Origin of the sequence: Streptomyces sulfonofaciens (assembly GCF_014656295.1) — a bacterium.
GTDB lineage: Bacteria > Actinomycetota > Actinomycetes > Streptomycetales > Streptomycetaceae > Streptomyces > Streptomyces sulfonofaciens.
Map to the genome: position 1 here is coordinate 426,300 of NZ_BNCD01000004.1, position 26,867 is coordinate 453,166.

A 26,867-nucleotide genomic window follows, 5' to 3' on the forward strand; every position below is an offset into this window, starting at 1 on the left:
GTGGGATGGGCCGCGTTTGAAGCATTTGGGGCGCATGCCGGACCGCCCGGGGCAGGGGGCGGGGGACCGGACGGGCGGTGACCGAGTGTGAGGGGGGTGTCCGGGCCGTACTCGGGAGAAAGGGGCGCAAGGGACAGAACGAAGCCCCCGATCACGGGGGAACAACCGGGGGCTTCGCGTCTGCGGGGCCTTGAAAGGCCGCACATTGAGAACGTAAGACCTGTACGGTCCCGGGGTCAAGCCGGGTTGGGGTACTTATGGAAGTCGTTTTCCGCCTGTTTGGTTAACTGGCTGGTAGTTCTCACGTTGAGTGAGGGAGTGAGCTGTTCCTGCTCGGTCCGCGGCACCGGAAAGTCCTCCCGCCGGCCCCGGCAGCACCGCGTATGCCACCGGTGGCACGGGCGCCAAGGGGCGCGTCGGCCCCCGGGATTGCGCCGGTACCGGGCTCCCCGCGGCCGCCCCGCGCACGTCGTGCCCCACCGCCGCCACGGCCCCCGCGGGGCGCCCCTCGTCGCACTGCTGTACGAGGAGGTGGGCGAAGGGCCGGGAGGGGTCCGCGGCGAAGTGGCGCCGCTCGGCGGCGGTCCAGCCGTCCCAGAAGGCGTCCAGGGCGGGCCCGTCCCGCCGCCGGCCGCGCCGCCAGGACTCCTCGCGCGGCGTTTCCATCCACAGCAGGCAGGACAGCCAGGGGCGCAGCGCGGCGCGGCCGGCGCCGACGCCCTCGACGATCATCACGGGAGCGGGCGGCAGTTCCCTGGCCGGACCGAGGCGGCGTGCCCGCCAGTCGTAGGGCCGGTAGCGCGCGGGCTCGCCGCGGCCCAGCGGCTCGATCACCTGCTCCCGCATCCGCCCGGTCCACGCGAAGAACTCCTCGTGGGTGGCGAGGTCGTCGAGCGCGAGGACGGGCGCCCCGCCCAGCGCCGCGGCCAGCCGCCCCGCGAAGGTCGACTTCCCCGAGCCCGCGTGCCCGTCGACGGCGACCAGGCGCACCGGACCCAGCGAGGGCGCCAGCCGGCGCAGTGCACCGGCGAGACGGGGGAGCACGGGGGAAGCGGTCACCGTGCCCAGCGTAGCGGGATGGCGCGCGCCGTCGGGGCGCCCGTCGCGCCCGTGCGCCGTGCACGCGCGGCCCGCATCCACGCCCCGCGCCCCGCGGCCACGCTCCCCCGGCGGTCCCCGTGGCCCGCGCCCACGCCCCCTCGGCCGGTCCCCGCGGCTCATGCCGCCGCCTCCCGCCGCCGCGCCCGGGCCCGCAACATTCACTGGTAGAGGCCAATATTGGTGACCACCTCCGCCCCTTGAACGCTGGCAGAAGCCGGTGTCCAGCGGTCATAGTGGGGCCACAGTGTCCGTAGTTGGCCCACCGCCGCGCGCTCCGGCTCCGCCCTGTGGGCCAGGGTCGACTGGGGGTTCCCCGTATATGACCAGAGCAGCCGACAGCAGCAGATCCGCCAACGAGAACACAACGGCCACGGTGCCCGGGGGAGGGTCCGCCGCCTCCCGGCGCGCCGTGCTCGCCGCCGCCGCGTCCGCAGCACTCGCGGCCACGGCCGCCACCGCGGTCCCCGCCGCAGCGGCACCGCGCACCGAGGGCGCACGGCCGGTGCCGGGCGGCGCGAGCCACGAACGGAGGGGAGGTGCGGTTCCGCTGGTGGACTACCACGCCTGGACGTCCTACAACGACTGGCGGGGCGGCACGGCGGAGGGCACCCGTGCGATCTCCAGCGGCCGGGCGGGCCTGACCATCGCCGTCCCCGTGGGCACCACCGACTACGCGGACCCGCACACCGGCACCACCGCGACCTGGGAGTACGCCCGCTGGACCTCGCCCGTGCATCAGCTCTCCGTGCCGGCCACGGAGGCCATCGCGTCCTGGAACGCCGCCACGCCCGCGGGCACCTGGCTCCAGGTCGAACTGCGGGGCACCTACGGGGACGGTACCGCCACCCCGTGGTACGTGATGGGCCGCTGGGCCGCGGGTGACACGGACATCAAGCGCACCTCCGTCGACGGCCAGTCGGACGACCGCAGCAGCATCTACACGGACACCTTCGCGATCGACGACCCCGCCTCCGGCCTGCGGCTGGTCTCCTACCGGCTGCGGCTGACGCTGTACCGCACGCCCGGCAGCAAGGCCGCACCGGTGGTGTGGCGCCTCGGTGCGATGGGATCCGACATCCCGGACCGGTTCACGGTGCCCGCCTCCACGCCGGGCCTGGCCAAGGAGCTGGTGGTCCCGCGCTTCTCGCAGGACGTGCACGCCGGCCAGTACCCGCAGTACGACGGCGGGGGCGAGGCATGGTGCAGCCCCACCTCCTCGCAGATGATCATCCAGTACTGGGGGCACCGCCCGTCGGCCGCGGACCTGTCCTGGGTCGACCCGTCGTACGCCGACCCGCAGGTCTGCCAGGCCGCCCGGTACACCTACGACTACCAGTACGAGGGCTGCGGCAACTGGCCCTTCAACGCCGCCTACGCCGCCACCTACCCGGGGCTGCAGGGCGTGGTCACCCGGCTGGGCTCGCTCGGGGACCTGGAGAAGCTGATCGCGGCGGGCATCCCGGCCATCACCTCCCAGTCGTTCCTGGAGGAGGAGCTGACCGGCGCGGGCTACGGCACGTCCGGGCACCTGATGACGGTCATCGGGTTCACCGCGGACGGCGACGTGATCGCCAACGACCCCGCCTCGCCGGACGACGACGCGGTGCGCCACGTCTACGACCGGCGCGAGTGGGAGAACATCTGGCTCAGGACCAAGCGGTACAACGCCAAGGGGGACGTGGTCTCCGGCACCGGCGGTGTCTGCTACCTGTACTTCCCCGCGAACCCCAGCACGGCCCAGAAGGCCGCTCTGGCCTCCGTCGGCATCGGGTGAGGCAGCGGCGAGGCCCCGTCCCCGTGCGGGCCGGGGCCTCGCCGCCCCCGTGCGGGCCGGGTCTCGCCCGCCCGGTCGCCGCCCGTGCGGCGCCGTCCCACCGGCTCCGGTCGCCGGCGACCGGAGCGGGGGCCGGTGCGCCGGGGTGCGGCCTCAGCCGACCGCGGTCCGGTCCGCGACTCCTCTTCGAGGCCCGGGCACGCGCGGCGGCTCGGGCCGCACCGCGCTCCGCCGCACGGCCGCCGCCCACTGTTCGAGCAGCGACTGGTACTCGGCACGCTGCGGCCCGGTCAGCCGGCCGCCCGAGCACACCATCAGGGCGCGGATCTGCTCGTTCAGCTCGGCGGCAGAGCGCGGTCGGGACTCGGACATCGAGGGCATGACCGAAGCGTAGGTCGCAATACTGGCAAAGGCCTATGAATATCGGCCGGACCCCGGTGGGCTGCGTCACGCGGGAGCGGCGCCGGGACGCCGTCCGCCGGACGCTCATCCCGCCCCTTGCCCGTCCCCCTGCTCGTCCCCGTCCCCCTGCTCGTCCCCGTCCTCCTGCCCGTCTCCGCCCGAGACAGGGAGGCGGGGCCCCGTGCGTCAACGGCTCAGGCAGTCACGGGCCGACGCGCGGAACGCGGCCACCAGCCGGCTGCGGTCCGCGGCCCGAGTCGCCACGACGACGTGGCCGGGCTCGACGCCGTGCAGCGGGACCGTGGTGAGGTCGGGGCGTATCCCGACCGCGTGCAGGGCGGCCGGGACGATGGCCACGGCCTGCCCGGCGGCGATGTGCTCGAGCTTGTCCTCGATGGTGTCGACCGGGGGCCCGTCGGGCGCGGGGCGGCCTCCGGGGCGCGGGTCGATGCGCCAGTAGGCGTCCCACTCGGGATCCGGGAAGCGGGGGATCGGCTCGCCCTCGATGTCGTCGAGGGTGACCGACCCCCTGCCGGCCAGCCGGTGCCCGCGCGCTACGAGCAGCAGTTTCTGCTCGTCGTGCAGGACCGTCACCCGCAGGTCACCGGTGCGCAGCGGCAGCCGCGTGAGCGCCGCGTCGACCCGCCGGTCGAGCAGGGCCCCGCGCGGCTCGTGCCACTCCAGGTGCAGCGTGCGCACGTCGGCGTCCGGATGCTTGCGCCGCAGGTCCTGGACCGCCGGGGTGACGATCAGGCCCGCGGTGTGGCCGACGGTGATCCGGGTGGGCCGTGCGGCCGCCCGTGCGGCGGCCACGGCCTGCTCGGACGAGCGCAACAGCTCGCGCGCGTGGGGAAGGAACTCCTCTCCCGCTTCGGTGAGCCGTGTGCCCTGCCGCGAACGGTCGAGGAGCCGCGTGCCCACCTGGGCCTCCAGCCGGCTGATCTGCCGGCTCAGCGAGGGCTGCGCGATGCGCAGTTCGGCCGCGGCCCGGCCGTAGTGCAGGTGCGACGCGACGGTGGTGAAGCAGCGCACCAGCCGCAGGTCGAGATCCCTCATGCCGCAAGCGTATGACGTGGTGCGGAACAGGTCTTTGATCACCCGGGGTGTGCGTCCCTAGCGTGGGGCCCATGCCTACTGACAACGAGATCGCCGCTCGGCGCTTCTACCAGGCCCTCGCCACCGGAGACACGGCGCTGGTCGACGAGGCCCTCGCCGCCGACTGGGAGGCCGTCCCGGCCCTGCGGACCGGGCCCGGCGCGGACGGGTGGAAGAAGAGCATCGATCACCTTCGCAGCGTGTTCTCCGGCCTGACCGTCACGATCGAGCACGTCGTCGCGTCCGGCGACATGGTGGCCGTGCGCGCGGTCGGCCGCGGCGTACACGTCGGGGAGTTGCTCGGCGTCGAGGGCACGGGCCGCGAGGTCGAGTTCCGGGCGTCGGACTTCCACCAGGTGGTCGACGGCCGGATCGTGCGGACCTGGCACCTGGAGGACCACTTCGGGATCGCCGTCCAGATCGGATGCGAGTTCACCCGTGGCGCTTGACGGCAGGACGGCGGTGGTGACCGGGGCGGCGCGCGGCATCGGACACGCGTACTGCCGGCGGCTCGCCGCGGACGGCGCGAACGTGGTCGCCGTCGACATCGACGCCCCGGCCGGCGGCGTGACCGAGCCGGCGGGCCGCGGCGACAGGCTGGGGCTGGTGTGCGACATCAGCGAGCCGTCGCAGGTCGACTCCGTGGTCGACACGGTCCTCGGCCGGTACGGACGCTGCGACATACTCGTCAACAACGCCGGCATCTTCCCCTGCACCGACCTCGACCACGTGACGATCGAGCTGTGGCGCAGGGTGCAGGCGGTCAACGTGGAGGCGGTCCTGCTCTTCGCCCGGGCGTTCGCACCGGGGATGCGGGCCGCCGGGTGGGGACGCGTCGTCAACACCGGCTCCGGCATCACCATGACGCAGAACCGCGACCTCGCGTACCTGACGAGCAAGGGCACCGTGCATGCGCTGACCCGGGCGCTCGCCAACGAACTGGGCGAGAGCGGCATCACCGTCAACGCGATCGCGCCCGGTCTGGTGGCGACCGAGGGCTTTTCGGGCCGAGCCCGGCCGAACGGGGCACCGCCGAGGAGGTGTTCGTCCGCACGACGCCCATGCAGACCATCAAGCGCCCCTCGGTCCCCGCGGACCTCGGCAACGCGCTCGCCTTCCTGGTCTCGGACGACGCCGACTTCGTCACCGGTCAGATCCTGCACGTCGACGGCGGCGCGACGCGCAGCGGAGCCTGACCGGGCCCGGCGCCCGGCCGGCGGCCTCGGCACGTCGCCCTGCCCGCCGGTGCCGCACTCCCCGGCGGGACAGGGGCCGCACGGGCCGGCCACGGGTCGGACAGGAGTCGGCCACGGGTCGGACAGGAGTCGGATTTTCGAGGACGTCCTGTTCCCCCAGGGGCGGCACGCCGCTCGGTGGCCGGCTCGTGCCGGCCCCGGGGCTCCGGCCGGATCGTGCGGGCCCGGGCCCCCGACCCGTTGGGCCGACCCGCGTATGCGCCCCGGCCCAACGGCCCCGCACCGCCCGCCTCCGCCCCCGGCCGGCCCGCCGTCCTCCGCTCTCCACCGCCGCCCTTGACCATCCCGCCGCCGACCTGGCACCGTTCCCACCTGGGATCGATTTCATACTCTGGCAGGGGGCGGCCCATGCAGGTCGGGAGCGATGTGTTCCTCTTCCGGGACACCTGCAACGTCTACGTCGTCAGATCCGGCCGCCGGGCCGTGCTCGTCGACTTCGGCAGCGGGGACGTCCTCGACCACCTCGCCGGCTTCGGGGTCGACGAGGTCACGGACGTGCTGGTCACCCACCACCACCGCGACCAGGTGCAGGGCCTGGCCCGTGCCGCGGCCGCCGGGATACGGATATGGGTTCCCCCGGTGGAGCAGGACCTGATCGCCGGCGTCGACGAACACTGGCGCACCCGGCGCATCGACAACGACTACGACGTACGCCAGGACCGCTTCTCGCTGCTCCACCAGGTGCCCGTGACCGGCACCGCCACCGAGTACCGCACCCGCCGGTACGGTCCGGTGGACGTGTACACACTGCCCACCCCCGGGCACACCGTCGGCTCCGTCAGCTATCTGATCGAGCACGGCGGGCAGCGCATCGCCTTCGTCGGGGACCTGGTGCACGGCGAGGGCCGGCTCTGGTCCCTGGCCGCCACCCAGTGGGCGTACACCGGCTTCCACCCGAACGCCGGACGCGAGGGCGTGGCCGCCACCGTGCTGTCCTGCCTGCAACTCCTCGACCACCGGCCCGCGCTGCTGCTGCCCTCGCACGGCGCCCCGGTCACCGACCCGCCGCGGGCCGTCGCCCGGCTGCGCGCCCGGCTGACGGAACTGCTGGACATGAACCGCCGCGCACCCTGGGACCCCGAGGCCATGCTGCGCCGGCCCTGGCGCGCGGTCACCCCGCACCTGCTGCGCAACACCACCTCCATGGCCAACTCCTACGCGCTGCTGTCCGATAACGGCAGCGCACTGCTGCTGGACTTCGGCTACGACCTGTCCACCGGCCTCGCCGGCGGCCAGGACCGCTCCGCCCGCCGCCCGCTGCTCGCCTCCATCGAGGCGCTGCACCGCGACCACGGCGTGGCACGGGTGGAGGTGGCGCTGCCGACCCACTACCACGACGACCACGTGGCGGGGTTCAACCTGCTGCGCGAGGTGTACGGGACCGAGGTCTGGTCGCCCGCGCACATCGCCCCCGTCCTCAGCGCCCCGCGGCGCTGGGACCTGCCGTGCCTGTGGTACGACCCGATACCCGTCGACCGCGAGCTGCCCGTGGACCGCCCGGTGCGCTGGCACGAGTACGAGATCGGCGTGCACGACCTGCCGGGCCACACCCTCTACGCGGCCGCCTACTCCTTCACCGCGGACGGCCGCCGGATGATCGCCACCGGTGACCAGCAGACCACCGAGTGGGAACCGGGCCTGCGCCCCGAGATCCTCAACTACCAGTACCGCAACCGCTTCCGCCTCGACGACTTCACCCGCAGCGCCCGCCTCTACCGCGCGCTGCGCCCCGACCTGATGATCAGCGGCCACTGGGACCCCTACGAGGTGACCGACGCCTATCTGGACATGCTGCTGGCCAAGGGCGAGCAACTGGCCCGGCTGCACCGGGAGCTGCTGCCCCGCGAGGTGGACTTCGGCGCCGAGGGCTTCGGCGCCCGGATCCTCCCGTACCGCGGCGTGGCCGCTGCCGGCGGCAGGCTCCGCATGGAGGTCGCCGTGCGCAACCCGTTCCCCGGCGCGGAGCCGGCCGAGGTGCGCCTCGTCCTGCCGCCCGGCTGGCGGGCGCACCCGCCGCTCGTACGGCTACCCCTGGCCGGGCACACCGAGGGCCGGGCCGAGTTCGTGGTCGAGGTGCCCGACGGGCAGCGGGCGAAGGAGCGGCTGCGGCTGGCCGCCGAGCTGACCGTGGCCGGGACGCGGTTCGGACAGCAGGCGGAGGCGCTGGTGAGCGTCCGATGACGCACGCGGAGCGGGAGCGGCCAGGGCCGGTCACCGCACACCAGGAGGCGGACGGCAGCGTCACCGTCAGCGCACCCCGCTACCGGCTCACCTTCGCGGCGGACGGCAGCACGGCCCGCCTGCGGTCGGCGGCTGTCGACCACCTCGAACTCCAGTTGCCGGGCGCCCTCGACCGCACCGGCGCGGTGGACGAGACGCTGTCCTTGTCAGCGCCCGCCCTGGACCTCTCGGGCCCCGGTCCGGTGGTGACCGTACGCAGGCGCAGCACCGCGTGGCGGGAGGCCGAGACCCGGGTCGTCTGCACCGCCGAAGGTCCCGAGGCCAGTTGGCTGGTGCGCGGCCACGGCGATCTGGAGTCCGTGGCGCTCTTCGCCACCCGTGCCGCACTCGGCGGGCGCGGCACGGGACTGCGGCCCAGCGGACACGACTGGGCCACGCTCTTCACCCCCCGCCCCGGCCCGCCGCGGCGCCTGCTGCGGGGCGCGGGCGAGAGCGCCGTGCTCGGGGTCTGCGGAGACGCCAGACCGGGCCGCGGCCACTGGTTCTTCACGCCCCCGCCGCTCTGCCTGGCCCTGACCGGTGCCAGGCTGCCGGACGACGCCGATCCGGCCGCGGCCGCCCCCGGGGGATGGTGCACGCTGGGCGTCGGGGCCCCGGTGTCCGCCCTGAACTTCACCCAGCTCCACTACGTGCCCTCCGACCAGGGCTGGCACCTGCGTCTGGACTACGAGGCCCACACCCGCGTGGACGGCGTCTTCCGCACCCCGGAGGTGCTTGTCTCGCCCGGTCACGGTGACCCGTACGCGGGGCTGCGCGCCCACCGCCACTGGCTGCGCGGGCACGGCTGGGCCCCCGACCCGGGTGCCGCCCCGGCCGCCGGCAGGCCCGGCTGGTGGTCGGAGCCGATGTTCTGCGGCTGGGGCGCGCAGATGGCGCGCGCCCGGGACACCGGCCGCCCCGCACCAGGGTTCAGCACCCGCGAGGAGTACGACCGCCATCTCGCGGTGCTCGGCGGGCACGGCCTAGTGCCGGGCACCGTGGTGATCGACGACAAGTGGCAGCGTGTCTACGGTTCCTGGGAACCGGATGCGGACAGATGGCCCGACCTGCGCGGCTGGATCGCCGAGCGGCACGCGGCCGGACAGAAGGTGCTGCTGTGGTGGCGGGCCTGGGCGAGCGAGGGGGTCCCGCAGGAGCTGTGCGTGCGCACTCCCGACGGACACCCCGTCGCCCTGGACCCCGGCCACCCCCGGGCACGCGACCTGCTCGCGGCGAACATCACGCGCATGCTCGCCCGGGACGGCCTGGACGCCGATGGGCTGAAGATCGACTTCACCGCGGACACACCCTCCGGCCATGCACTGTCAACTGCGGGCCACCGGTGGGGCATTGCCCTCCTGTACGATCAGCTCGCCACGATCCACCGAGCGGCGAAGGGGGCGAAGCCGGACGCTCTGGTCGTCACGCACACGCCGCACCCGGCGTTCGCCGACGTGACCGATATGATCCGGCTCAACGACATGCTGCGACTCGACGACCCGGACCCCTGGGCCCCGGTCGTACCGCAGATGCGCTACCGGGCGGCGGTCGCTGCGGCGTCCTGTCCGCACCTGCTGATCGACACCGACGACTGGTGCGCCCCCGACCGCGACCAGTGGCGTGCCTACGGTGCCGTCAAGGAACAGCTCGGCGTCCCCGCGCTGTACGTGACGACCCACCTGGACCGCACGGGCGAGCCGCTTCAGGAGCGCGACTACGCCGCGCTGCGCGCGCAGTGGGCACGGCACCGCGGCGCGCGGTGAGCGGGCCCGGGAACAGTCCAGGAAGGCCGGAAAGAGGGAGCCCGATGGGCAAGGGCAAGCGGACCCGCGTCACGCTGCGCCAGGTGGCGCAGGAAGCCGGCACGTCCGCGTCGACCGCCTCCCGCGCACTGGCCGGGAACGGCTATGTCGCCGAGGCCATCAAGGCCCGGGTGGTGGCCGCCGCGGACCGCCTCGGATACGTGCCCGACGTCTCCGCACGCAGCCTCAAGGGGCGCTCCAGCGGCCTGGTCGGTCTCGTCGTCTCGGACCTGCGCAACCAGTTCTACGCCGCGCTCGCCGCGGGTGTCGAGGGCTCCCTGGCCGCGGCGGGCCACCAGATGGTGCTGGTCGACGACCACGGCAGCGACGCGCAGGCGCTGGAGGGCGCACGCGCGTTCCTCGCCATGCGTGCCGCCGGGGTGCTGCTCGCGCCGGTCGGCCGCGCGGCCACCGAACTCCTCGTCGAGCACGGCACCCCCGTGGTCGAGGTCGACCGGCGCTCCGGAGCGCGTGGCTGCGACGCGGTCACCATCGACAGCGAGCGCGGCGCCCGTGACGCGGTGGCCCACCTCCTCGAACTCGGCCACCGCAGGATCGCGATGGTGCTGGACGAGACGATGTGGGACACCGGCCGCAACCGCCTCAAGGGCTACCGGGCCGCCCACCGCGACGCGGGAGTGCCGCTCTCCAGGCGCCTGGTGCTCGACCTCGGGCTGCGCCCCGCCGACCCCGGCGCCGACGTGGCCGCCTTCCTCGACGCCAACCCCGGCGTCACCGCCGTCTTCGCCGCCAACAACGTCGTCGCCGAGGCGGTGTGGCAGGAGCTCAAGCGCCGCGGCAGCGCCGTGCCCAGGGACTGCTCCGTCATCTCCTTCGACGACCTCGGCTGGATGCGGATCGTGGAACCGGGCCTCACGGCCGTCCGCCAGCCCGTCTACGACATGGGCCGGCAGGCCGCCGACCTCCTCCTCGCGCGGATCGCCGGGGAGCGGGGCCGCGCCCAGACCCTCACCCTCCAACCGGAGTTCGTCCGCCGCGGCTCCACCTGCGCGCCGGGCGGCACGGCACGGACCGCGCACCCCAGCCCGCCGGGAGGCGGCGCCGCACGGGGCGTGGGGAGCGACGTGAGCGCCTGACGCCGGGCCCGCCCAGCGGTCGGCGGGCGGCCGCCGGGCGGGCCGCTATCCGACCAGTGCCCGGGTGCCGAGGCCGGCGAGGAGCGCGAGGCGTTCGGCGTCCTCGGTGCCCGGCTCGGCCGTGTGGACGATGATGCGCAGACCGCTGCCCGCGACACCCAGCACGTCGCAGTCCAGGGTGACGGTGCCCACCCGCGGGTGGTCGACGGTCTTGCACGACACCTCGTGCCGCGCCATGGCACCACGATCCCACAGCACGGCGAAACGCTCGCTGCGCGCGCGCAGTTCCGCGATCAGGCTCCGCAGCCGCCTGTCGGCCGGGTACCGGCTCGCCGCCGCACGCAACTCGGCGACCTGCGTGGCCTCCAGTGCGCGCCGGGCCTCGGGTGTGTGGCGGACGCGGCTGCCGGAACCGAGGAAGGTGCGCCACACCGCGTTGCGCTCCTTGCCGTGCCGCTCGCCCATCAGCGCCGTGTACAGCGGGTTGGCCAGCAGCAGCGTCCACGCCGCGTCGGAGACGGCGACGGGCGTCCCGGCCAGCCTGTCCAGCATCCGGTGCACGCCCGGCGTGATGTGGACGGGCACCGTGCCCGACCCCGGCGGCACCAGCCCGGCGACGTGGAACAGGTGCTCCCGCTCGGTCGAGGACAGGCGAAGCGCCCGGGCCAGGGCCTCGACGACCTGGTCGGAAGGATTGGCCGCCCTGCCCTGTTCGAGGCGGGTGACGTAGTCGACGGAGATCCCGGCGAGCAGGGCCAGTTCCTCCCGGCGCAGCCCGGCGGCGCGCCGCCGGGCCCCCGAGGGCAGCCCCGCCGCCTCGGGGGACACCCGGTCGCGCCAGGCCCGCACCGCCTGCCCGAACTCCGTACCCGCCATGACACCACTGTGCACCGTCCGGCCGCGCTCTTCCTGGTACTGGTGGTCCCAGGAAGAACGCAGACCTGGTCGACCGTCCGAACCGGACCGCATCGTGGCCGTATGACAGTCACACTGATCACCGGAGCCAACAAGGGCCTCGGCTACGAGACCGTCCGCCGGCTCATCGCCGCGGGCCACACCGTGTACCTCGCGAGCCGGGACGCGCAGCGCGGCCGCCGGGCCGCCGAACGGCTGGGCGCGCACCCGGTACGGCTCGATGTCACCGACGACGCGTCCGTGGCTGCCGCGGTGAGGACCGTCGAGGCCCGCGGAGGACTGGATGTGCTCATCAACAACGCGGGCGTCCAGCAGGAGATGAGCAACGGCAGCGTGGTGGTCGGTGCGCAGGAGGTGACCGCCGACGTGATGCGCGGGACGTTCGAGACGAACGTCTTCGGCATGGTGCGCGTCACACACGCCTTCCTGCCGCTGCTGCTGCGCTCCGCCGCACCGGTCGTGGTCAACGTCAGCAGCGGCCTTGCCTCGCTGACCCGGGTCACCACCCCGGGCACCCCGGCGTACGCCTACCGGGGCGTTGCCTATCCCGCGTCGAAGGTCGCGGTCAACATGCTCACCGTGCAGTACGCGAAGGCGCTGCCCGGCATGCGGATCAACGCGGTGGAGCCCGGCTTCACCAGCACGGACCTGAACGCGAACACCGGTACGGGGACCGTCGAGAAGGGCGCCGGGATCATCGTCCGCATGGCGCAGCTCGGCCCCGAGGGGCCCACCGGGGGCTACTTCGACGCCGAGGGCATCCTTCCCTGGTAGTCCGCCGGATCCGGGGATCCGGCGGTCCGGGTCCGGCGGCGGGTCCGGGGCTGCGGCCCGGTTCCGGGGCCCGGTTCCGGGCCCAGGTCCGATCTGCGGATCCGCGTGCAGTCCGGTTCCCGGCGGGCCGGTTCCCGTCAGTCCGGTTCCCGGCGGGCCGGTCGCAACCGGTCCACCCGAACTCCCCGTCCCCGCCGCCGTGCACGGAAGCGACCGCGCACGGCGGCGGCGCCGTCCGCCCGCCGTCCGGGGCCTCGACCGCCTCCCCCGCGCACGCCCCGCCCCGCCGCACCCCACCCGGGGGGCCCCGGCCACGCGCTCCGCACCAGCCGGTGCGGCATCGACGGCGCGCTTGTTCACCGCCCCCGGCCGCCCGTTGGGCATCGCGGTGCGGCCGTCGCGCCGCGGCAGAGATCCGCCGAGCGCCCGCGCGGCCCCTCCTCCCGGTCCCAAAAAACCCGTCGGCTCCCGTGTCTTGACCCCTCCAGACCATGTGGCTACGTTCTCATGTGGGAACGATGCCACATGATCGGCGGTCGGTCGCGGTGGCCCTGACATCGCCGCTTCCGGCCGCTCACCAGCATGTTCCGCATGCCTGAGCATGTTCCGGCGCAGTACTGCGCCCACCCCGTGTCCGTCACCACTCAAGGGAGAGCTCCATGGCGGCACCACTCCATCCACGGCGGCGGCGACGCCGTCTGGCCGCCGCCGTGGCCGCCGTCGCCACCCTGCTACCGGTCACCGCCTGCGGCGGCGTCGTGTCCGGCGATCGCGCCGGCACCTTCACGACCATGGGCTACAGCATGGGCGACACGCTCGCCACGGCCCGGGTCGACGTGGCGCGCAAGGTGCTCGGCACCACACGCCTCCAGGTCAACCAAGGCGCGTTCGACGAGCAGCAGTTCCTCTCCGCGGTGGCCGCGGGCGACCCGCCCGACGTGGTGGTCATGGACCGCTCGCTGATCGGCGGCTACGCGGCGCGCGGCGCGATCGTCCCGCTCACCACCTGTCTCAAGGACCGCAGGGTGGACGTGGGCCAGTACCGCGCCAGCGCGATGGACGAGGCCACCCTGGACGGCACGGTCTACGGCCTGCCCGACTCCTACGACAACCGTCTGCTGCTGATCGACGGCAAGGTGCTGGCGGAGGCCGGGGACCGGGTGTCCGACGTCGACACCTCCGACTGGCAGGGCCTGTCCCGGCTGGCGAAGGACCTTGTGCGCAGCAAGGACGGCAAGCTCACCCGGATCGGCTTCGACCCGAAGATCCCGGAGTTCTTCCCCCTGTGGGTGCGTGCCAACGGCGGCTTGCTGCTCAGCAGGGACGGACGCACGGCCCACCTGGACGACCCGCGGACCGTCGAGGCGCTGTCCTTCGCGGTGAGCCTCATCGACGCCCAGGGGGGCTGGGGCCGCTTCAAGGCGCTGCGCGACACCTTCGACCAGTTCGGCGCGGGCAACCAGATCGTCCGCGACCAGATCGGCGCGTACCCGATGGAGGACTGGTACGTCAGCGTGCTCGGCGACGTCTCGCCCAAGGTCGACCTGCACACCCGGCCGTTCACCGACCGCAGGGGCCGGCCCATCGACTACACGTCCGGGTATAGCTGGGTCATCCCCAAGGGCAGCCCGCACCCGCAGAAAGCATGCCGGTTCATCACCGCGATGACCTCGCCGGACACCTGGGTCACCGCCGCCAGGGCCAAGGCCAGGGACATCCGCAAGGACGGCTCCCCGTACACCGGCGACTTCACCGGCAACAAGGTGGCCGACCGGCGCATCCACGACGAGGTCTGGAAGCCCACCGGCAACGCCGCCTTCGACGAGGCCGCCCGGCAGTTGTACGCCGCCCAGGACCACGCGTTCAGCGTGCCCGCCAACGCCGCGGGCACCGAGTTCCGCAAGGCGTGGCAGAGCGCCGTGAACAACGTGCTCTCCGGCGAGCAGAGCCCCGAGGAGGCCCTGGACGAGGCGCAGCAGCGAGCCCAGAGCGCCCTGGACCGCGGCAACACGGAAAGGGAGTGAGCAGGTCGTGAGCAGCACCGCTACCGCGACCCGGCCCCGGGGAGGGCACGGCCCGACCCGGGCGCTCCGCACCGGCCGGCAGGAGCGCGTCCGCCGCTGGCGGGCATCCTGGCGGCGCCGGGAGACCCGCGCCGCCTACGGGTTCATCTCACCCTGGATCGTCGGCTTCGTCCTCCTCACCGCGGGCCCGATGCTAGCGAGCCTCGTGCTGTCGTTCACGGACTACGACGGCATCGGCGCCACCAGGGGCGTCGGCATGGAGAACTACCGCCAGCTCTTCGAGGACCCGCAGGTCGCCTCTTCGCTGCTGAACACCCTGGCGTTCACCGTGCTGAGGGTGCCCCTGCTGATGGCGCTGTCGCTGGCGCTCGCCATGCTGCTGAACCGCGTGGGAAGGGCGTCCGGGTTCTTCCGCACCGTCTTCTACCTGCCGGTGATGACCCCGAAGGTCGCCGTCGGCATCCTCTTCCTGCTGCTCTTCAACGGCAACGTCGGGCTCGTCAACAAGGTCCTCGGCGGCTTCGGCATCCCCGGCCCGAGCTGGACCACGGACGGCAACTGGGTCAAGCCCGGCCTGGTGCTGACCACCCTGTGGTCGCTCGGCGCCACCGTCGTGATCTACCTGGCCGCGCTGCGCAACGTCCCCGAGGACCTCTACGAGGCGGCGGAACTGGACGGCGCCGGGCGGTGGACGGCCTTCCGGCACGTGACGCTGCCGCAGATGTCCGGCGCGCTGTTCTTCACCCTCGTCGTGAACACCATCTACTCCCTGCAGACCTTCGACGAGGCGTACACCGCGTTCTTCGGCACCGCGAACGCGCAGACCTACAGCCACGAGGCCGCCCTGTTCTACGTGGTCTACCTCTTCCAGCAGGCCTTCCAGTTCATGCACCTCGGCTACGCCTCCGCGATGTCCTGGCTGCTCTTCGCGGTGATCCTGGTGATCACCCTGATCCAGGCCAGGGTCAGCAGGCGGTTCGTCTACTACGAGGGAGACACCCGATGACCGGCCTCGCCCCCGTCCGCCCGGACCGCCGCGGACGGCAGCACACGGTGCCGGCGGCATCCGGCAGCACCCGCGGCCGCGCCGGGCACCGCGGGACGCGCCCCGGCGGGCGGCGGCAGGGCCCCGTCGGGCGGGTGCTGCGGCCGCTCGCGCTGACCGCCGCCACCGTCGTCTTCCTCTACCCGTTCCTGTGGCTGGTGAGCGCCTCCCTGAAGACGTCCGACCACGTCTTCGACAACGCCCTCCTCCCGTCGTCCTGGCAGTGGGGCAACTACAGCAGGATCTGGCACGAGGTGCCGCTGCTGACCTGGCTGGGCAACAGCGCCGCGGTCACCCTGGCCGCCGCGGTGACCGTCACCGCCAGCAGCGCGATCGTGGCCTTCGGGTTCGCGTACTTCCGCTTCCCGGGGCGGAACCTCCTCTTCGGCCTCGTCATCGCCACCATGATGCTGCCCGCCGTGGTCACCATGGTCCCGCAGTACCTGGTCTGGAACTGGCTCCACCTGGCCAGCAGCCAGGTGCCGCTGTGGGCGCCCAACCTGTTCGGCAGCGCCTTCTACATCTTCCTGCTCAGGCAGTTCTTCCTCGGACTGCCGCGTGAGCTCTTCGAGGCGGCCCGGATCGACGGCGCCGGCTACTTCGGGATGTTCTGGCGGATAGCGGTCCCGCTGTGCCGCCCCGCCCTGGTGGTCACCTTCGTCTTCGAGGTGCAGGCCGCCTGGACCGACCTGGTGCGGCCGCTGATCTACCTGCGCGACCCCGCCCTCTACACCGTGCCGCGCGGTCTCAAGGCCGTGCTCGACCAGTTCGGCGACGGGGGTGAGATGGAGTGGGAGATCGTGTGCGCCGCGAGCGTCGTCGTCACCCTGCCCATGATCATCATCTTCTTCCTGGGCCAGCGGCACTTCGTCTCCGGCATCGCCACCACAGGACGGAAGGGCTGAATGACGCACCACCACAGGGCCGGCGGCGAGGGGGACGCGGCCAGGCAGGCCGTGCTCGCCCTGGACATCGGCGGCACCAAACTGGCCGCGGGAGCGGTGGCCGAGGACGGCACCCTGCTGTCCTTCGCAAGCTGCCCGACCGGTGCCCGCGAAGGCCCCGAGGCCGCACTCGGGCGGCTCTTCGAACTCGGCGAGAAGGTCCTCGCGGACGCCGACGTGCCGATCGGCCGGCTACTGGGCACCGGCATCGGCTGCGGCGGGCCGCTCGACCCGTACGCGGGGGTCCTGATCGCTCCGCCGCACCTGCCCGGCTGGACGCAGATCCCGATCACCGACCTGGCCCGTGAGCGGTACGGCGTGCCCGCGGTGCTGGACAACGACGGCACCGCGGGCGCGGCCGGCGAGTGGCGTTTCGGCGCGGGACGCGGTGTGCGCCACCTGCTGTACCTGACGGTGTCCACCGGCATCGGCGGCGGCCTGGTGCTGGACGGACGCACCTTCCGAGGCGGCGCCGGCAACGGTGGCGAGCCGGGACACATCACCGTCCGCTCCGACGGCCGCGTCTGCAAGGGCTGCGGACGGCGCGGCTGCCTGGAGGCGTACGCGTCCGGCACGTCGATCGCCGAACGCGCCGAGGAGGCCCTCGCCGAGGCACGGGCCTCGGGCACGGCCGGTGTGCTCGCCGCCCACCAGCCGCTCACCGCCGCCGACGTCGACGCGGCCGCCCGGCAGGGCGACCCGCTCGCGGCGCGGGTGTGGGCGGAGACCGTCGAAGCCCTCGGCAGCGGGCTGACCTCGCTCGTCAACCTCTTCGAACCGGAGATGGTGGTGCTCGGCGGCGGCGTCACCCGCTCCGGTGAACGGCTGCTCGGCCCGGTACGGCGGCTGGTCGCCGCCCAGGCCATGGGCCCCGCGGCACGCACCGCCCGGATCGTCAGGGCAGCAGGCGGCGACACGGCCGGGGTGCTCGGCGCCGCCGCCGTCGGCCTCGAACGGCTGCCCCGCTCATGACCCCTGCGCACCACCACACCACTGGGAGCCCACGCACCATGCACGACGTCCTCACCCGCCAGCTCGCCGACCACCTGAGGGCGGTGGAAGGCACCCGGGGCCTGCTGCCCGCCCTGGACCGGGTCGCCAAGGACCTGATCGGGGTCTACTCGGGCGACGGCCGCCTCTACACCTTCGGCAACGGCGGCAGCGCCGCGGACGCCCAGCACCTGGCCGCCGAACTGGTCGGCCGCTACCTGCGCGAGCGCCGCCCGCTGGCCGCGGTCTCGCTGACCACCGACCCGTCGGTGGTGAGCTGCATCGCCAACGACTACGACTTCGGGGACCTCTTCGCCCGACAAGTGCAGGCGCTGGCCAGGCCCGGCGACATGGTCGCGGCCTTCACCACCTCGGGCCGTTCGCCGAACGTGGTGCGGGGCCTGGCCGCGGCCCGCGCGGCGGGCGCGGTGACCGTGCTGTTCACCGGCGGCGGCCGGCACGGCGGGGAGGCCGGCCGCAAGGAGCCGCCCGCCGCCGAGTACGCCGACCACGTCCTGATGGTGCCCGCGACGGCCACCGCCCGGATCCAGGAGATGCACCTGCTGCTGCTCCACCTGCTCAGCGAGCAGGTGGACGCCTGGGCGGCCGGCACCGACCACGACCTTGCCCCGAGCCGGCCATGACGCAGTCAGAGAACCAGGTGAGCACCGTGCCCCAGCCCGAACCCGCGAGCCCGCGCCGGATCCACCGCAACCCCAGCTCCCGCGAACGCACCCTGCACCTGGTGGGCAACGCCCACATCGACCCGGTGTGGCTGTGGCGCTGGCCCGAGGGCCTGCAGGAGGTGCGGGCCACCTTCCGGTCCGCCGCCGACCGCCTGGAGGAGTACCCCGACGCCGTGTTCACCTGCGACTCCGTGATGTACCTGGAGTGGATAGAACGGCACGATGCGGACCTGTTCGCCACCATACGCGAGCGGGTGGCCGAGGGCCGCTGGCAGATCGTGGGCGGCTGGTGGATCGAGCCGGACTGCAACATCCCCTCCGGGGAGTCCTTCGTCCGCCAGGCCCTGTACGGACAGCGCTACCTGCTCCAGCGGTTCGGCGCCCTCGCCACCGTCGGCTCCAACCTCGACCCGTTCGGCCACAACGCGATGCTGCCGCAGCTACTGCGCAAGTCCGGCATCGACGCGTACGTCTTCCTGCGGCCGGGCCCCCACGAGCAGGCGCTGCCCGGCCAGTTCTTCCACTGGCAGGCCCCGGACGGCTCCCGCGTCCTCGCCTACCGGCTGCCCCACGAGTACTGCAGCCCCGGCCAGGACATCGGCGGCCATCTCGACAAGGCGCTCGCCGTCCTGCCGAACACCGAGCCCGAGCTGATGGTCTTCTACGGCGTCGGCAACCACGGCGGCGGCCCGACCAGGGCCAACCTGGACAGTGTCCGCCGGCTCGACGCACTCGGGGGCCTGCCCCGGCTCACCTTCAGCCACCCGCGGGCCTTCTTCGACCGCGTCCAGGACCGCGACGACATCCCCGTGCACACCGGCGAACTCCAGCACCACGGCCCGGGCTGCTACTCCGCGCACTCCGGCGTCAAACGGTGGAACAGGCGCGCCGAGAACGAACTCCAGCGCGCCGAGAAGTGGGCCGTCGTCGCCCGCGCCGTGACGGGCGAGGACTACCCGCTCCAGGCGCTGACGGAGGCGTGGAAGCTGGTGCTGTTCAACCAGTTCCACGACATCCTCGCCGGCACCTCCATCCGCTCCGCGTACGAGGACGCCCGCGACGACTACGGCCGGGCCCGCTCGATCGCCGCCGAGGTCCTCAACCGCTCCGTGCAGGCGGTGGCCCGCCGCATCGACATCCCGCTGCGCGACGACACCGTGCCGCTGGTCGTCTTCAACCCGCACCCGTGGCGGCTGGAGGCCGACGTGGAGGCCGAGTTCGCCCGCGCGGCCGGGGCCCGGCTCGCCGACGACGAGGGCACCGGCGTACCGCTCCAGCGGATACGCTCCGAGGCGGCGATGAACGGCAGCCGCGGCCGGGTCGCCTTCCGCGCCTCGGTACCGCCGCTCGGCCACCGCGTGTACCACCTGCTGCCCGGCGGGGACGCCCCCGCCGGCCCCGCAGCCGTCACGGCCACCGGCACCACCCTGGAGAACGCCCACCTCAGGCTCACCGTCGATCCGGCGACGGGCTGGCTCAGCTCGCTGCACGACAAGGACGCGGGCACCGAACTGCTCCCCGACCTGCCGGGCCCGCACGCCGTCGTCATCGACGACCCCTCGGACACCTGGGGCCACCGCGTGCGCGCCTACGACAAGGCCGCCGGTGCCTTCCGCTGCCGCCGGGTGCGGATCACCGAGCAGGGGCCGGTCCGGGCGGCCCTGCGCATCGAGAGCACCTACGAGGGCTCCACCCTGGTCGAGGAGCTGCTGCTGTCCGCCGGCTCCCGCCAGGTCGAGGTGCGCACCACCGTCGACTGGCACGAGCGGCTGAAACTCCTCAAACTGCGCTTCCCCACCGCGCTCGCGGACGTCACCGCCACCCACGAGATCCCCTACGGCCACCTGGAGCGCACGCCCGACGGCACCGAGGAGCCCGCACAGGCCTGGGTGGACGTCACCGGCACCCTGCCGGACGGGCGGCCCGCCGGCCTGGTCGTCGCCAACGACGGCAAGTACGGACACGACGTGACGGGCGGTGAGATCGGGGTCACCGCGCTGCGCAGCCCCGTCTACGCCTGGCACGAGCCGCACCGGCTCGACCCGGACGGCGTCCACGACCATCTCGACCAGGGCCGCCAGGACTTCCGCCTGCTGCTGATCCCGCACGGCGGCGACTGGCGCGCGGCCGACCCGGTCCGCCGTGCCGCCGAGCTCAACCAGCCCGCGTTCGCACTGCTGGAGACCTTCCACACCGGCCCGCTCGCGCAGCGCGCCGCCTTCGCGGACGACGGCGGCTCCAGCGTGCTGGTCACCGTACTCAAGGGCGACGAGGACGGCACGGGCGACGTGGTGGTACGCGCCTACGAGTCCGCGGGCCGTCCCGCGCACGCCCGTATCGCCCTGCCGCTGCTCGGCGACCGGGTGATCGAGGACGACTTCGGGCCCTGCCAGATCAGGACCTACCGGGTGCCGCGGGACCCGCAGCGCCCGGTCACCGCGACCGACCTGCTGGAACGCGCAGGTGCCGAGGACGGTGCGGGTGCGGCGGGCGCGGCCGGCGCGGGAGGTGCGGACGGCGCGGGAGATGCGGACGGCGCCCCGGGCCGGGCGCGGGCGAACGGGGCCGTATGACGCCCCACGGTCCGGTGCCGGCCGCCACGCGGCCGGAGCCCGCCCCGGAATCCGCCGTGCTGCCGCTGGACGGCGGATGGCAGGTGCGCGGCTGCCTCGGTGACACCTGGCGGTGGCTGTGCGGACCCGGCAGGCCGGCCGGCGAACCCGGCTGGCTGCCCGCCCGGGTGCCCGGCACCGTCCTGGACGACCTGCACCGCGCCGGGCAGGTACCCGATCCCTGCCGGGGCACGAACTCGCTGGCCGCCGAGTGGGTGCCGCAGCGCACCTGGCTGTACCGCAGGCAGCTCACGACGCCGGCGCCGGCGCCGGGACAGCGGGCGGTGCTGCGCTTCGAGGGCGTCGACCACGAGGCGACCGTGCTGGTCGACGGCGCCGAGGTCGCCCGGCACACGGGCATGTTCGTGCCCTTCGAGGTCGATGTGACCGATGTGCTCGCGGACGGCGGCAGCCACCTGCTCGCCGTGGCCGTGCACCCCGCTCCGCCCGGCGAGCCCCAGGTCGGCCGCACCGACCGGGTGCGGGTGCACAAGAGCCGGATGACCTACGGCTGGGACTTCTGCCCGCGCATGGTCCACCAGGGCATCTGGAAGCCCGTCACGCTGGAGCTCGCAGGCCCGCTGCGGCTCGTGGCCGCCACCGTCGGCGCACTGCCTGACGAGGACGGTGCCACCGGACGCGTCCGGGTCGAGGCCACCGTCACCGCCGCGGCGCCCGGCACCCTGCGCGCCGAGGTGCGGTCCCCCGGCGGCGGCCGCGTTATCGCCACGGGCGAGGCGGACATCGCGGCCGGCGCCACCGCCGCCGCGCTCGACCTCACCGTGCACCGGCCCCGGCTCTGGTGGCCGCGCGGCCACGGCGACCAGCCGCTCTACACGGTCGAGGTCGCCCTGGCGGACGCGGCCGGACGGAGGGCGGGCGCCAGGCGGTACGAGACCGGCTTCCGGCGCGTGGCACTGGTCCGCAACCCGGGCGGCCCCGAGGGCGCACTGCCGTACACCCTGAGCGTGGGCGGCCGCAGGCTCTACGCCAAGGGCTGGAACTGGGTGCCGATGGACGCCCGGCACGGCGTGCCGCGTCCGGCGCTCCTCGCGCACCTGCTCCGGCTCGCCGCCGACGCGGGCGTCAACCTGCTGCGGGTGTGGGGCGGCGGTCTGATCGAGAGCGAGGACTTCTACCGCACCTGCGACCGGCTCGGCCTGCTGGTCTGGCAGGAGTTCGCGCTCTCCAGCTCCGGCATCGACAGCGTCCCGGCCGCCGACCCCGAGTACGTCGCCCTCCTGTCACGGGAGGCCCGCGCCATCGTCCCCGCCCTGCGCCACCATCCCTCGCTCGCGGTGTGGGGTCCCGGAAACGAACTCCACGACACGGCCGCGGCCCGCCCGCTGGCCGAGTCCGACGCGCCCGTGATCAGGGCACTGGCGTCCGCGGTGGCCGAACTCGACCCGGACCGCTGCTGGCTGCCCGGCTCCCCGTCGGGCCCCGCGTTCCTCAACCGCGCCGATCTCGTCGCCGCCGCCCCCGACGCCCAGCACGACGTGCACGGGCCCTGGGAGCACCAGGGGCACGGCGCCCAGCAGCGGCTCTACGACACGGCGACCTGCCTGCTGCACAGCGAGTTCGGCGTCGAGGGGATGGCCAACGCACGGACCTGGGAGGCCGTCGTGCCGCCCGCCGACCGCCGCCCCACCGGCCGCGACAACCAGGTCCTGGAGCACCTGGGCGCCTGGTGGAACAACACGGCGCTGGTCAGCGCGGCCTTCGGCGGCCGGGCCGATCCCATGGACCCGGACGCAGTGCGCCGCGCCAGCCAGCAACTCCAGTACGACGGGCTGCGCTACGCAGTGGAGGCGAACCTGCGCCGCGCGCCGCGCAGCAGCGGCACCCTCCCCTGGCAGTTCGACGAGCCCTTCCCCAACGCATGGTGCACCAGCGCCGTCGACCACCGCGGCGACCCCAAGCCTGCTTACCACGGGGTGCGGCGCGCCTACCGGCCGTGCCACGTCTGCGCGCGCTTCGCCACCCAGGCATGGGCCGGCCACGAGGCGTTCAGCGCCGAGCTGTGGTCCTGGCGGCAGGACGGCACGCCCGCGGGAGCCACCGTCACGGGGCGCCTGCTCGGCACGGACGGCGAGCCGTTCGCCGAGCACACCCTGGCCGCGGGGCCGCCGGCCGCGCCGGGGCCGCACGGCAGCGTGCCCGCGGCCCGCGCCGGGGCATGGCGGGTGCCCCTGCCGGCACCGTCCGACCACCTCATGCTGCTCGACCTCGTGCTGCGCGGCCCGGACGGCACACCGCTCGCGGGCAACCGCTACGTGCACAGCACCACCGCCGACCTGGCGCCGCTGTTCGACCTGGCCGCGGCCCGGGTCGAGGCCGTCACGGAGCCCGGCCTCGGCGCGGTGCTCCTGCGGCATACCGGCGGCCCCGCCGCGCTCGGCCTGTACCTGACGGACGGCCGGCCCTACGAGGCGCCCGGCTGGGCCGTCTTCGGCGACAACATGCTCGACCTGCTCCCCGGCGAGGCCGTCCGCGTCCCCGTCGACTGGTGCGCCGCGCCCGGCGGGGAGCGCACCGTACGCCTGGAAGGATGGAACGTCCGTGCCCGGGAACTGCGCTGACCGCCCGCGGACGGCCCTGCCGTCCGCCAGGACCCCCGACACCGGTGCGCCGCTGCGCGATCCGGCCGCCGGTGAGGCGCTGCTGCCGTACGTCGTCGCGGTGCTCGGCGAGCACGGCACCTGGGAGGTGCCGGTGGCCGGGCACGAGCGGCGGCCGGACGGCGGCCTGGAACTGCGCGGTGCCGCCGGCGGGTTCACGGCCCGGCTGGCCCTCGGCCCCGCCGAGGTGGACCTGGCCTCGGGCGCGGCGCGCAGGGAGGCCGTGCTCACCGTGCGGCGCACCGCGGCGCCGGCCGCGGCCGCCGGGCTCCGCGTCGAACTGCGGCTCGGCGCCGCCCAGGACCCCGGCTGGCTGGTCCCCGGGGTCTTCTACGGCCCCAACCGGCTGCCGGAGTGCGAGCGGGTCTACCCCCGCTACGAGGCGGGCAGCCATGACCCGGACGGCATGGTCGCCGACGCCTGGGCCTTCCGCGCCGACCGCTGCGCCACCCCGGCCGTGTTCGCCCGCGACCCGCGCGGCGGGGCCGCGCTCTCGCTGGCGCAGGAGGGCGAGCTGGGCCGGCAGGGCGTGGGCTTCGCGCTGCTGCCCGGCGGCCGTCCCGCCCTGCGCCTGCACGCCCCCTACCGCGAGGAGCCCATCAGCTACTACGGCTCCGCCACCCCCCGGCCGCCCGAGGCACCCCTGCATGTCTGGCAGCCGGGCGCGGAGCACACCCTGCGCTTCACCGTGCACCTCCTGGACGCCGACCCGCACGCCTACGCGCCCGTACTGCGCGCCCTGCACCAGCGCACACCGGCAGCCGACCGCCCGGCCGCTTGGGTCGGCCTCGACGAGGCCGCCGAGCTCGCCGCGTACGGACTGCACCGCTGGCACTACCGGCCGAACCCTCCGGTGCTGCTGGAGACCGCCGCGTTCGACCGCGAGGCGCTCGGCGAACGCGGCGACAGGCAGGCCATGCACGTCTCCTGGGTCAGCGGCACGCCGTACGCGCACGCAATGCTGCTGCACGCCCGCCGCACCCGCAGCGCGGAGCTGGCGGACGCCGCCGCCGGGGTGCTCGACCACATCGCGGGCAACCGCGCGCCCTGCGGCACGTTCTGGGGGCAGTGGGGAGCCACGAACGGATGGAACGCGGGCTGGACGCCCGATCCGCACCGGCTGCACGCCAGAACCCTCGGCGATGCCACCCTGTTCCTGCTGCGGGCGCTGCGCGCCGAACGCGCCCGCGGCCGGGACCACCCGGAATGGGAGCGCGCCGTACGCGCCAACCTCGCCGTGGCCCGCGCAGGCCAGCGCGCCGACGGCCGCCCGGCGGCCGCCCACCACAGCACGACCGGAGCCGCACTCGGGCACCGGGGCGCGGCCGGGCTCGCCTGGATCGCGCCGCTTGCCGAGGCCGCCGCCGAGTTCGGCGAGCCGGACCTGCTGGAGGCGGCCCGCCGCGCCGGCGCCGCCTACGCCGGCGACGTGCACGACGAGTTCCTGTGCGGCGCGCCCGAGGACGTCTCGCTCGCGCCCACGTCCGAGGACGGCTACAACGCGATCATCGCCTACACCCTGCTGCACGAGGCCGACCCGAACGAACCGCGCTGGCTGGACCTGGCCCGCAGGGCGGCCGACTGGACCCTCACCTTCCGCTACACCTACGACGTCTCGTTCGCGCCGCACACCCTGCTGGGCCGCTACGGCTTCCGCACCCGCGGCGGCGACCAGGCGTCGCCGTCCAACCAGCACCTGCACGCCTTCGGACTGATCTGCCTGCCCGAGACGGTGCGCCTGGCCCGCCACCTCGGCGACCCGTACTACCTGGCGTCGGCCCGGGAGAACCTGGACTGCTTCCGGCAGTTCGTGGCCCGCGCGGACGGCGACTTCAACGCCTACCGGGGCATGGTCAGCGAGCGCTTCTACCAGACCGACTGCTTCCAGGCGAAGGGCATGCTGCTCACCCTGTCCCACGCCTGGTCGGCCGGGGTGCTGCTGTACGCCTGCGAAACCGCCCGTGACCTGCCCGAGTTCAAGGAGTCGCCGTGACGCACCTGAGCGCACCCGAGCCCGCCCGGAGCGCACCAGGCGCCGCCCCGAGCGCCGTGCCGACCCCCGGTCCGGCCCCGCTGCGCTTCCCGGCCGGATTCGGCTGGGGCACCTCCACCTCCGCCTACCAGGTGGAGGGAGCAGTGGGCGCCGACGGGCGGGGCGAGTCGATCTGGGACCGGTTCTGCACGGTGCCGGGCGCCGTCGAGAGGGGGGACTCGGGCGAGGTCGCCTGCGACCAGTACCGGCGCTTCGCCGAGGACGCCGCCCTGATGGCCTCGCTCCACCTCAACGCCCACCGCTTCTCACTGGCGTGGCCCCGGATCGTCCCGGACGGCACCGGAGCCGTCGAACGGCGCGGCCTCGACCACTACGACCGTGTGCTGGACGCGCTGCTGGAGCGCGGCATCACCCCGCTGGTCACCCTCTACCACTGGGACCTGCCGCAACCGCTCCAGGACCGCGGCGGCTGGCGCGCACGGGACACCGCCGCCCGCTTCGCCGACTACGCCGCCGTCTGCTTCGACGCGTTCGGCGACCGGGTGCGCGACTGGGTCACCGTCAACGAGCCGTGGATCGCCGGCGTCCTCGGCCACCAGCTCGGCCTGCACGCCCCCGGGGAGCAGGACCTCGCGGGCAGCGTCCGCGCCATGCACCACCTGCTGCTCGGACACGGCCTGGCCGCCGCGGCGCTGCGCGCCACCGGGCGCGAGGACGCCAGGGCGGGCATCGCCTACAGCCTCTTCCCGCACACCCCGGCCTCCGACGACCCGGCCGACCTGGCCGCCGCGCACGCCTCGGACGGCTATGTGAACCGCTGGTTCCTCGACCCGGTGCACGGCCGCGGCTACCCCGAGGACATGCGGGCCCACTGGGAACGCGCCGCGGGCCCCCTGGACTTCGTGCGGGCCGGCGACCTGGAGGCCATCGCCACCGGCAGCGACTTCATCGGCGTCAACTACTACACCCGCCGGATCGTCGGCGCCGCAACCGGTGACGGCCCCTGGCCCTGGAAGGTCGAACCCGGCCGGCCCGGCGTGCCGCGCACCGACCTGGACTGGGAGATCGTGCCGGACGACCTCACCGCCCTGCTGCTGCGCCTGCACCGCGACCACCCCGGTGTGCCGCTGCTGGTCACCGAGAACGGCGCGGTCTTCGACGACGGCCCCGGCGCGGACGGTGCCGTGCACGACGCACGGCGCACCGCGTTCCTGCACGCCCACCTCGCCGCCGTGCACCGCGCCATCGAAGGCGGCGCACCCGTGGAGGGCTACTTCCACTGGTCGCTCGTGGACAACTTCGAGTGGGCCATGGGCTACCGCCCCCGCTTCGGCCTCGTGCACGTCGACCGCGCCACCCAGCGCCGCACCGTGAAGGACAGCGGGCACTGGTACGCGCGCGCCGCGGCGAGCGGCGCCGTCCCGGCGGCCGCGCCCCGGCCACCGGTGGCGAGCGGCGACGGGGGGACCGGCACGTGAGGAGGCGTCGAGGACGTCTGCTGCCGGGCGTGGACCGG

Annotated in this window: 19 protein-coding genes and 2 pseudogenes; 17 read left to right on the forward strand and 4 right to left on the reverse strand. The window is 74.3% G+C overall.

The features are described 5' to 3' along the window. Positions 1–504: 504 nt before the first annotated feature. Positions 505–1,044, reverse strand: a pseudogene (locus tag IE313_RS10000) (uridine kinase family protein); the annotation flags it as partial. A gap of 376 nt (positions 1,045–1,420) precedes the next feature. Between IE313_RS10000 and IE313_RS10005 the strand changes: the two are divergent. Continuing rightward, entirely contained in the window at positions 1,421–2,875 is a 1,455-nt protein-coding gene (locus IE313_RS10005) for a C39 family peptidase (RefSeq protein WP_189930616.1), read from the forward strand. Between the two features lie 153 nt (positions 2,876–3,028). Here IE313_RS10005 and IE313_RS10010 read toward each other — a convergent pair whose 3' ends face one another. Together IE313_RS10010 and IE313_RS10015 are read right to left on the reverse strand one after the other, a co-directional pair. Beyond that, positions 3,029–3,256 carry a hypothetical protein gene (locus tag IE313_RS10010; RefSeq protein ID WP_189930710.1) on the reverse strand — a complete coding sequence of 76 codons (228 nt, stop codon included), beginning with the start codon at positions 3,254–3,256 and terminating at the stop codon, positions 3,029–3,031. Positions 3,257–3,463: 207 nt separating this feature from the next. Beyond that, positions 3,464–4,333 carry a LysR family transcriptional regulator gene (locus tag IE313_RS10015; RefSeq protein WP_189930617.1) on the reverse strand — a complete coding sequence of 290 codons (870 nt, stop codon included), beginning with the start codon at positions 4,331–4,333 and terminating at the stop codon, positions 3,464–3,466. A gap of 71 nt (positions 4,334–4,404) precedes the next feature. Between IE313_RS10015 and IE313_RS10020 the strand changes: the two genes are divergently transcribed. From IE313_RS10020 to IE313_RS10045, 6 genes and pseudogenes are all read left to right on the forward strand, one after another. Then, positions 4,405–4,821: an ester cyclase gene (locus tag IE313_RS10020; protein WP_189930618.1), complete on the forward strand. Its 417-nt coding sequence runs from the start codon at positions 4,405–4,407 to the stop codon at positions 4,819–4,821. 16 nt (positions 4,822–4,837) lie between these two features. After that, positions 4,838–5,371, forward strand: a pseudogene (locus IE313_RS36355) (SDR family NAD(P)-dependent oxidoreductase); the annotation flags it as partial. 41 nt (positions 5,372–5,412) lie between these two features. Then, positions 5,413–5,568 carry an SDR family oxidoreductase gene (locus IE313_RS35955; RefSeq protein WP_189930619.1) on the forward strand — a complete coding sequence of 52 codons (156 nt, stop codon included), beginning with the start codon at positions 5,413–5,415 and terminating at the stop codon, positions 5,566–5,568. A 408-nt stretch (positions 5,569–5,976) separates the two neighbouring features. Continuing rightward, on the forward strand, positions 5,977–7,809 hold the full coding sequence (locus tag IE313_RS10035; RefSeq protein WP_189930620.1) for an MBL fold metallo-hydrolase: 1,833 nt from the start codon (positions 5,977–5,979) through the stop codon (positions 7,807–7,809). Next, positions 7,806–9,611, forward strand: coding sequence for an alpha-amylase family protein (locus tag IE313_RS10040; protein WP_189930621.1), 1,806 nt, complete (start codon positions 7,806–7,808; stop codon positions 9,609–9,611). The genes IE313_RS10035 and IE313_RS10040 overlap by 4 nt, the downstream gene beginning before the upstream one ends. Before the next feature lie 44 nt (positions 9,612–9,655). Beyond that, positions 9,656–10,747: a LacI family DNA-binding transcriptional regulator gene (locus tag IE313_RS10045; protein WP_189930622.1), complete on the forward strand. Its 1,092-nt coding sequence runs from the start codon at positions 9,656–9,658 to the stop codon at positions 10,745–10,747. Positions 10,748–10,792: 45 nt separating this feature from the next. Here the strand turns inward: IE313_RS10045 and IE313_RS10050 are convergent, their stop codons facing one another. Further along, positions 10,793–11,623, reverse strand: coding sequence for a helix-turn-helix transcriptional regulator (locus IE313_RS10050; RefSeq protein WP_189930623.1), 831 nt, complete (start codon positions 11,621–11,623; stop codon positions 10,793–10,795). Between the two features lie 102 nt (positions 11,624–11,725). Here IE313_RS10050 and IE313_RS10055 point away from each other — a divergent pair, with 102 nt between their 5' ends. The 10 genes from IE313_RS10055 to IE313_RS10100 all read left to right on the forward strand — a co-directional run bounded on the left by IE313_RS10055 (position 11,726) and on the right by IE313_RS10100 (position 26,829). Continuing rightward, complete coding sequence (locus tag IE313_RS10055) at positions 11,726–12,436, forward strand: SDR family NAD(P)-dependent oxidoreductase (protein WP_189930624.1); 711 nt, start codon at positions 11,726–11,728, stop codon at positions 12,434–12,436. A 659-nt stretch (positions 12,437–13,095) separates the two neighbouring features. Further along, on the forward strand, positions 13,096–14,460 hold the full coding sequence (locus IE313_RS10060; protein ID WP_229924497.1) for an extracellular solute-binding protein: 1,365 nt from the start codon (positions 13,096–13,098) through the stop codon (positions 14,458–14,460). Between the two features lie 7 nt (positions 14,461–14,467). Next, positions 14,468–15,466: a carbohydrate ABC transporter permease gene (locus IE313_RS10065; RefSeq protein WP_229924498.1), complete on the forward strand. Its 999-nt coding sequence runs from the start codon at positions 14,468–14,470 to the stop codon at positions 15,464–15,466. Further along, positions 15,463–16,410, forward strand: a complete 948-nt coding sequence (locus tag IE313_RS10070; protein WP_189930625.1) for a carbohydrate ABC transporter permease — start codon at positions 15,463–15,465, stop codon at positions 16,408–16,410. Before IE313_RS10065 ends, IE313_RS10070 begins: the two co-directional genes overlap by 4 nt. Continuing rightward, positions 16,411–17,421, forward strand: a complete 1,011-nt coding sequence (locus tag IE313_RS10075) for an ROK family protein (RefSeq protein ID WP_189930626.1) — start codon at positions 16,411–16,413, stop codon at positions 17,419–17,421. 38 nt (positions 17,422–17,459) lie between these two features. Beyond that, positions 17,460–18,083 (forward strand): D-sedoheptulose-7-phosphate isomerase, encoded by a 624-nt coding sequence (locus tag IE313_RS10080; RefSeq protein ID WP_189930627.1) that lies wholly within the window; start codon positions 17,460–17,462, stop codon positions 18,081–18,083. Further along, positions 18,080–20,698 (forward strand): alpha-mannosidase, encoded by a 2,619-nt coding sequence (locus IE313_RS10085; protein WP_189930628.1) that lies wholly within the window; start codon positions 18,080–18,082, stop codon positions 20,696–20,698. The genes IE313_RS10080 and IE313_RS10085 overlap by 4 nt, the downstream gene beginning before the upstream one ends. Further along, a complete protein-coding gene (locus IE313_RS10090) occupies positions 20,695–23,319 on the forward strand; it encodes a glycoside hydrolase family 2 protein (RefSeq protein ID WP_189930629.1) in 2,625 nt (874 codons plus the stop codon). Before IE313_RS10085 ends, IE313_RS10090 begins: the two co-directional genes overlap by 4 nt. After that, a complete protein-coding gene (locus IE313_RS10095; RefSeq protein WP_189930630.1) occupies positions 23,300–25,351 on the forward strand; it encodes a hypothetical protein in 2,052 nt (683 codons plus the stop codon). The genes IE313_RS10090 and IE313_RS10095 overlap by 20 nt, the downstream gene beginning before the upstream one ends. Beyond that, complete coding sequence (locus IE313_RS10100) at positions 25,348–26,829, forward strand: GH1 family beta-glucosidase (protein ID WP_229924499.1); 1,482 nt, start codon at positions 25,348–25,350, stop codon at positions 26,827–26,829. Before IE313_RS10095 ends, IE313_RS10100 begins: the two co-directional genes overlap by 4 nt. Positions 26,830–26,867 lie beyond the last annotated feature (38 nt).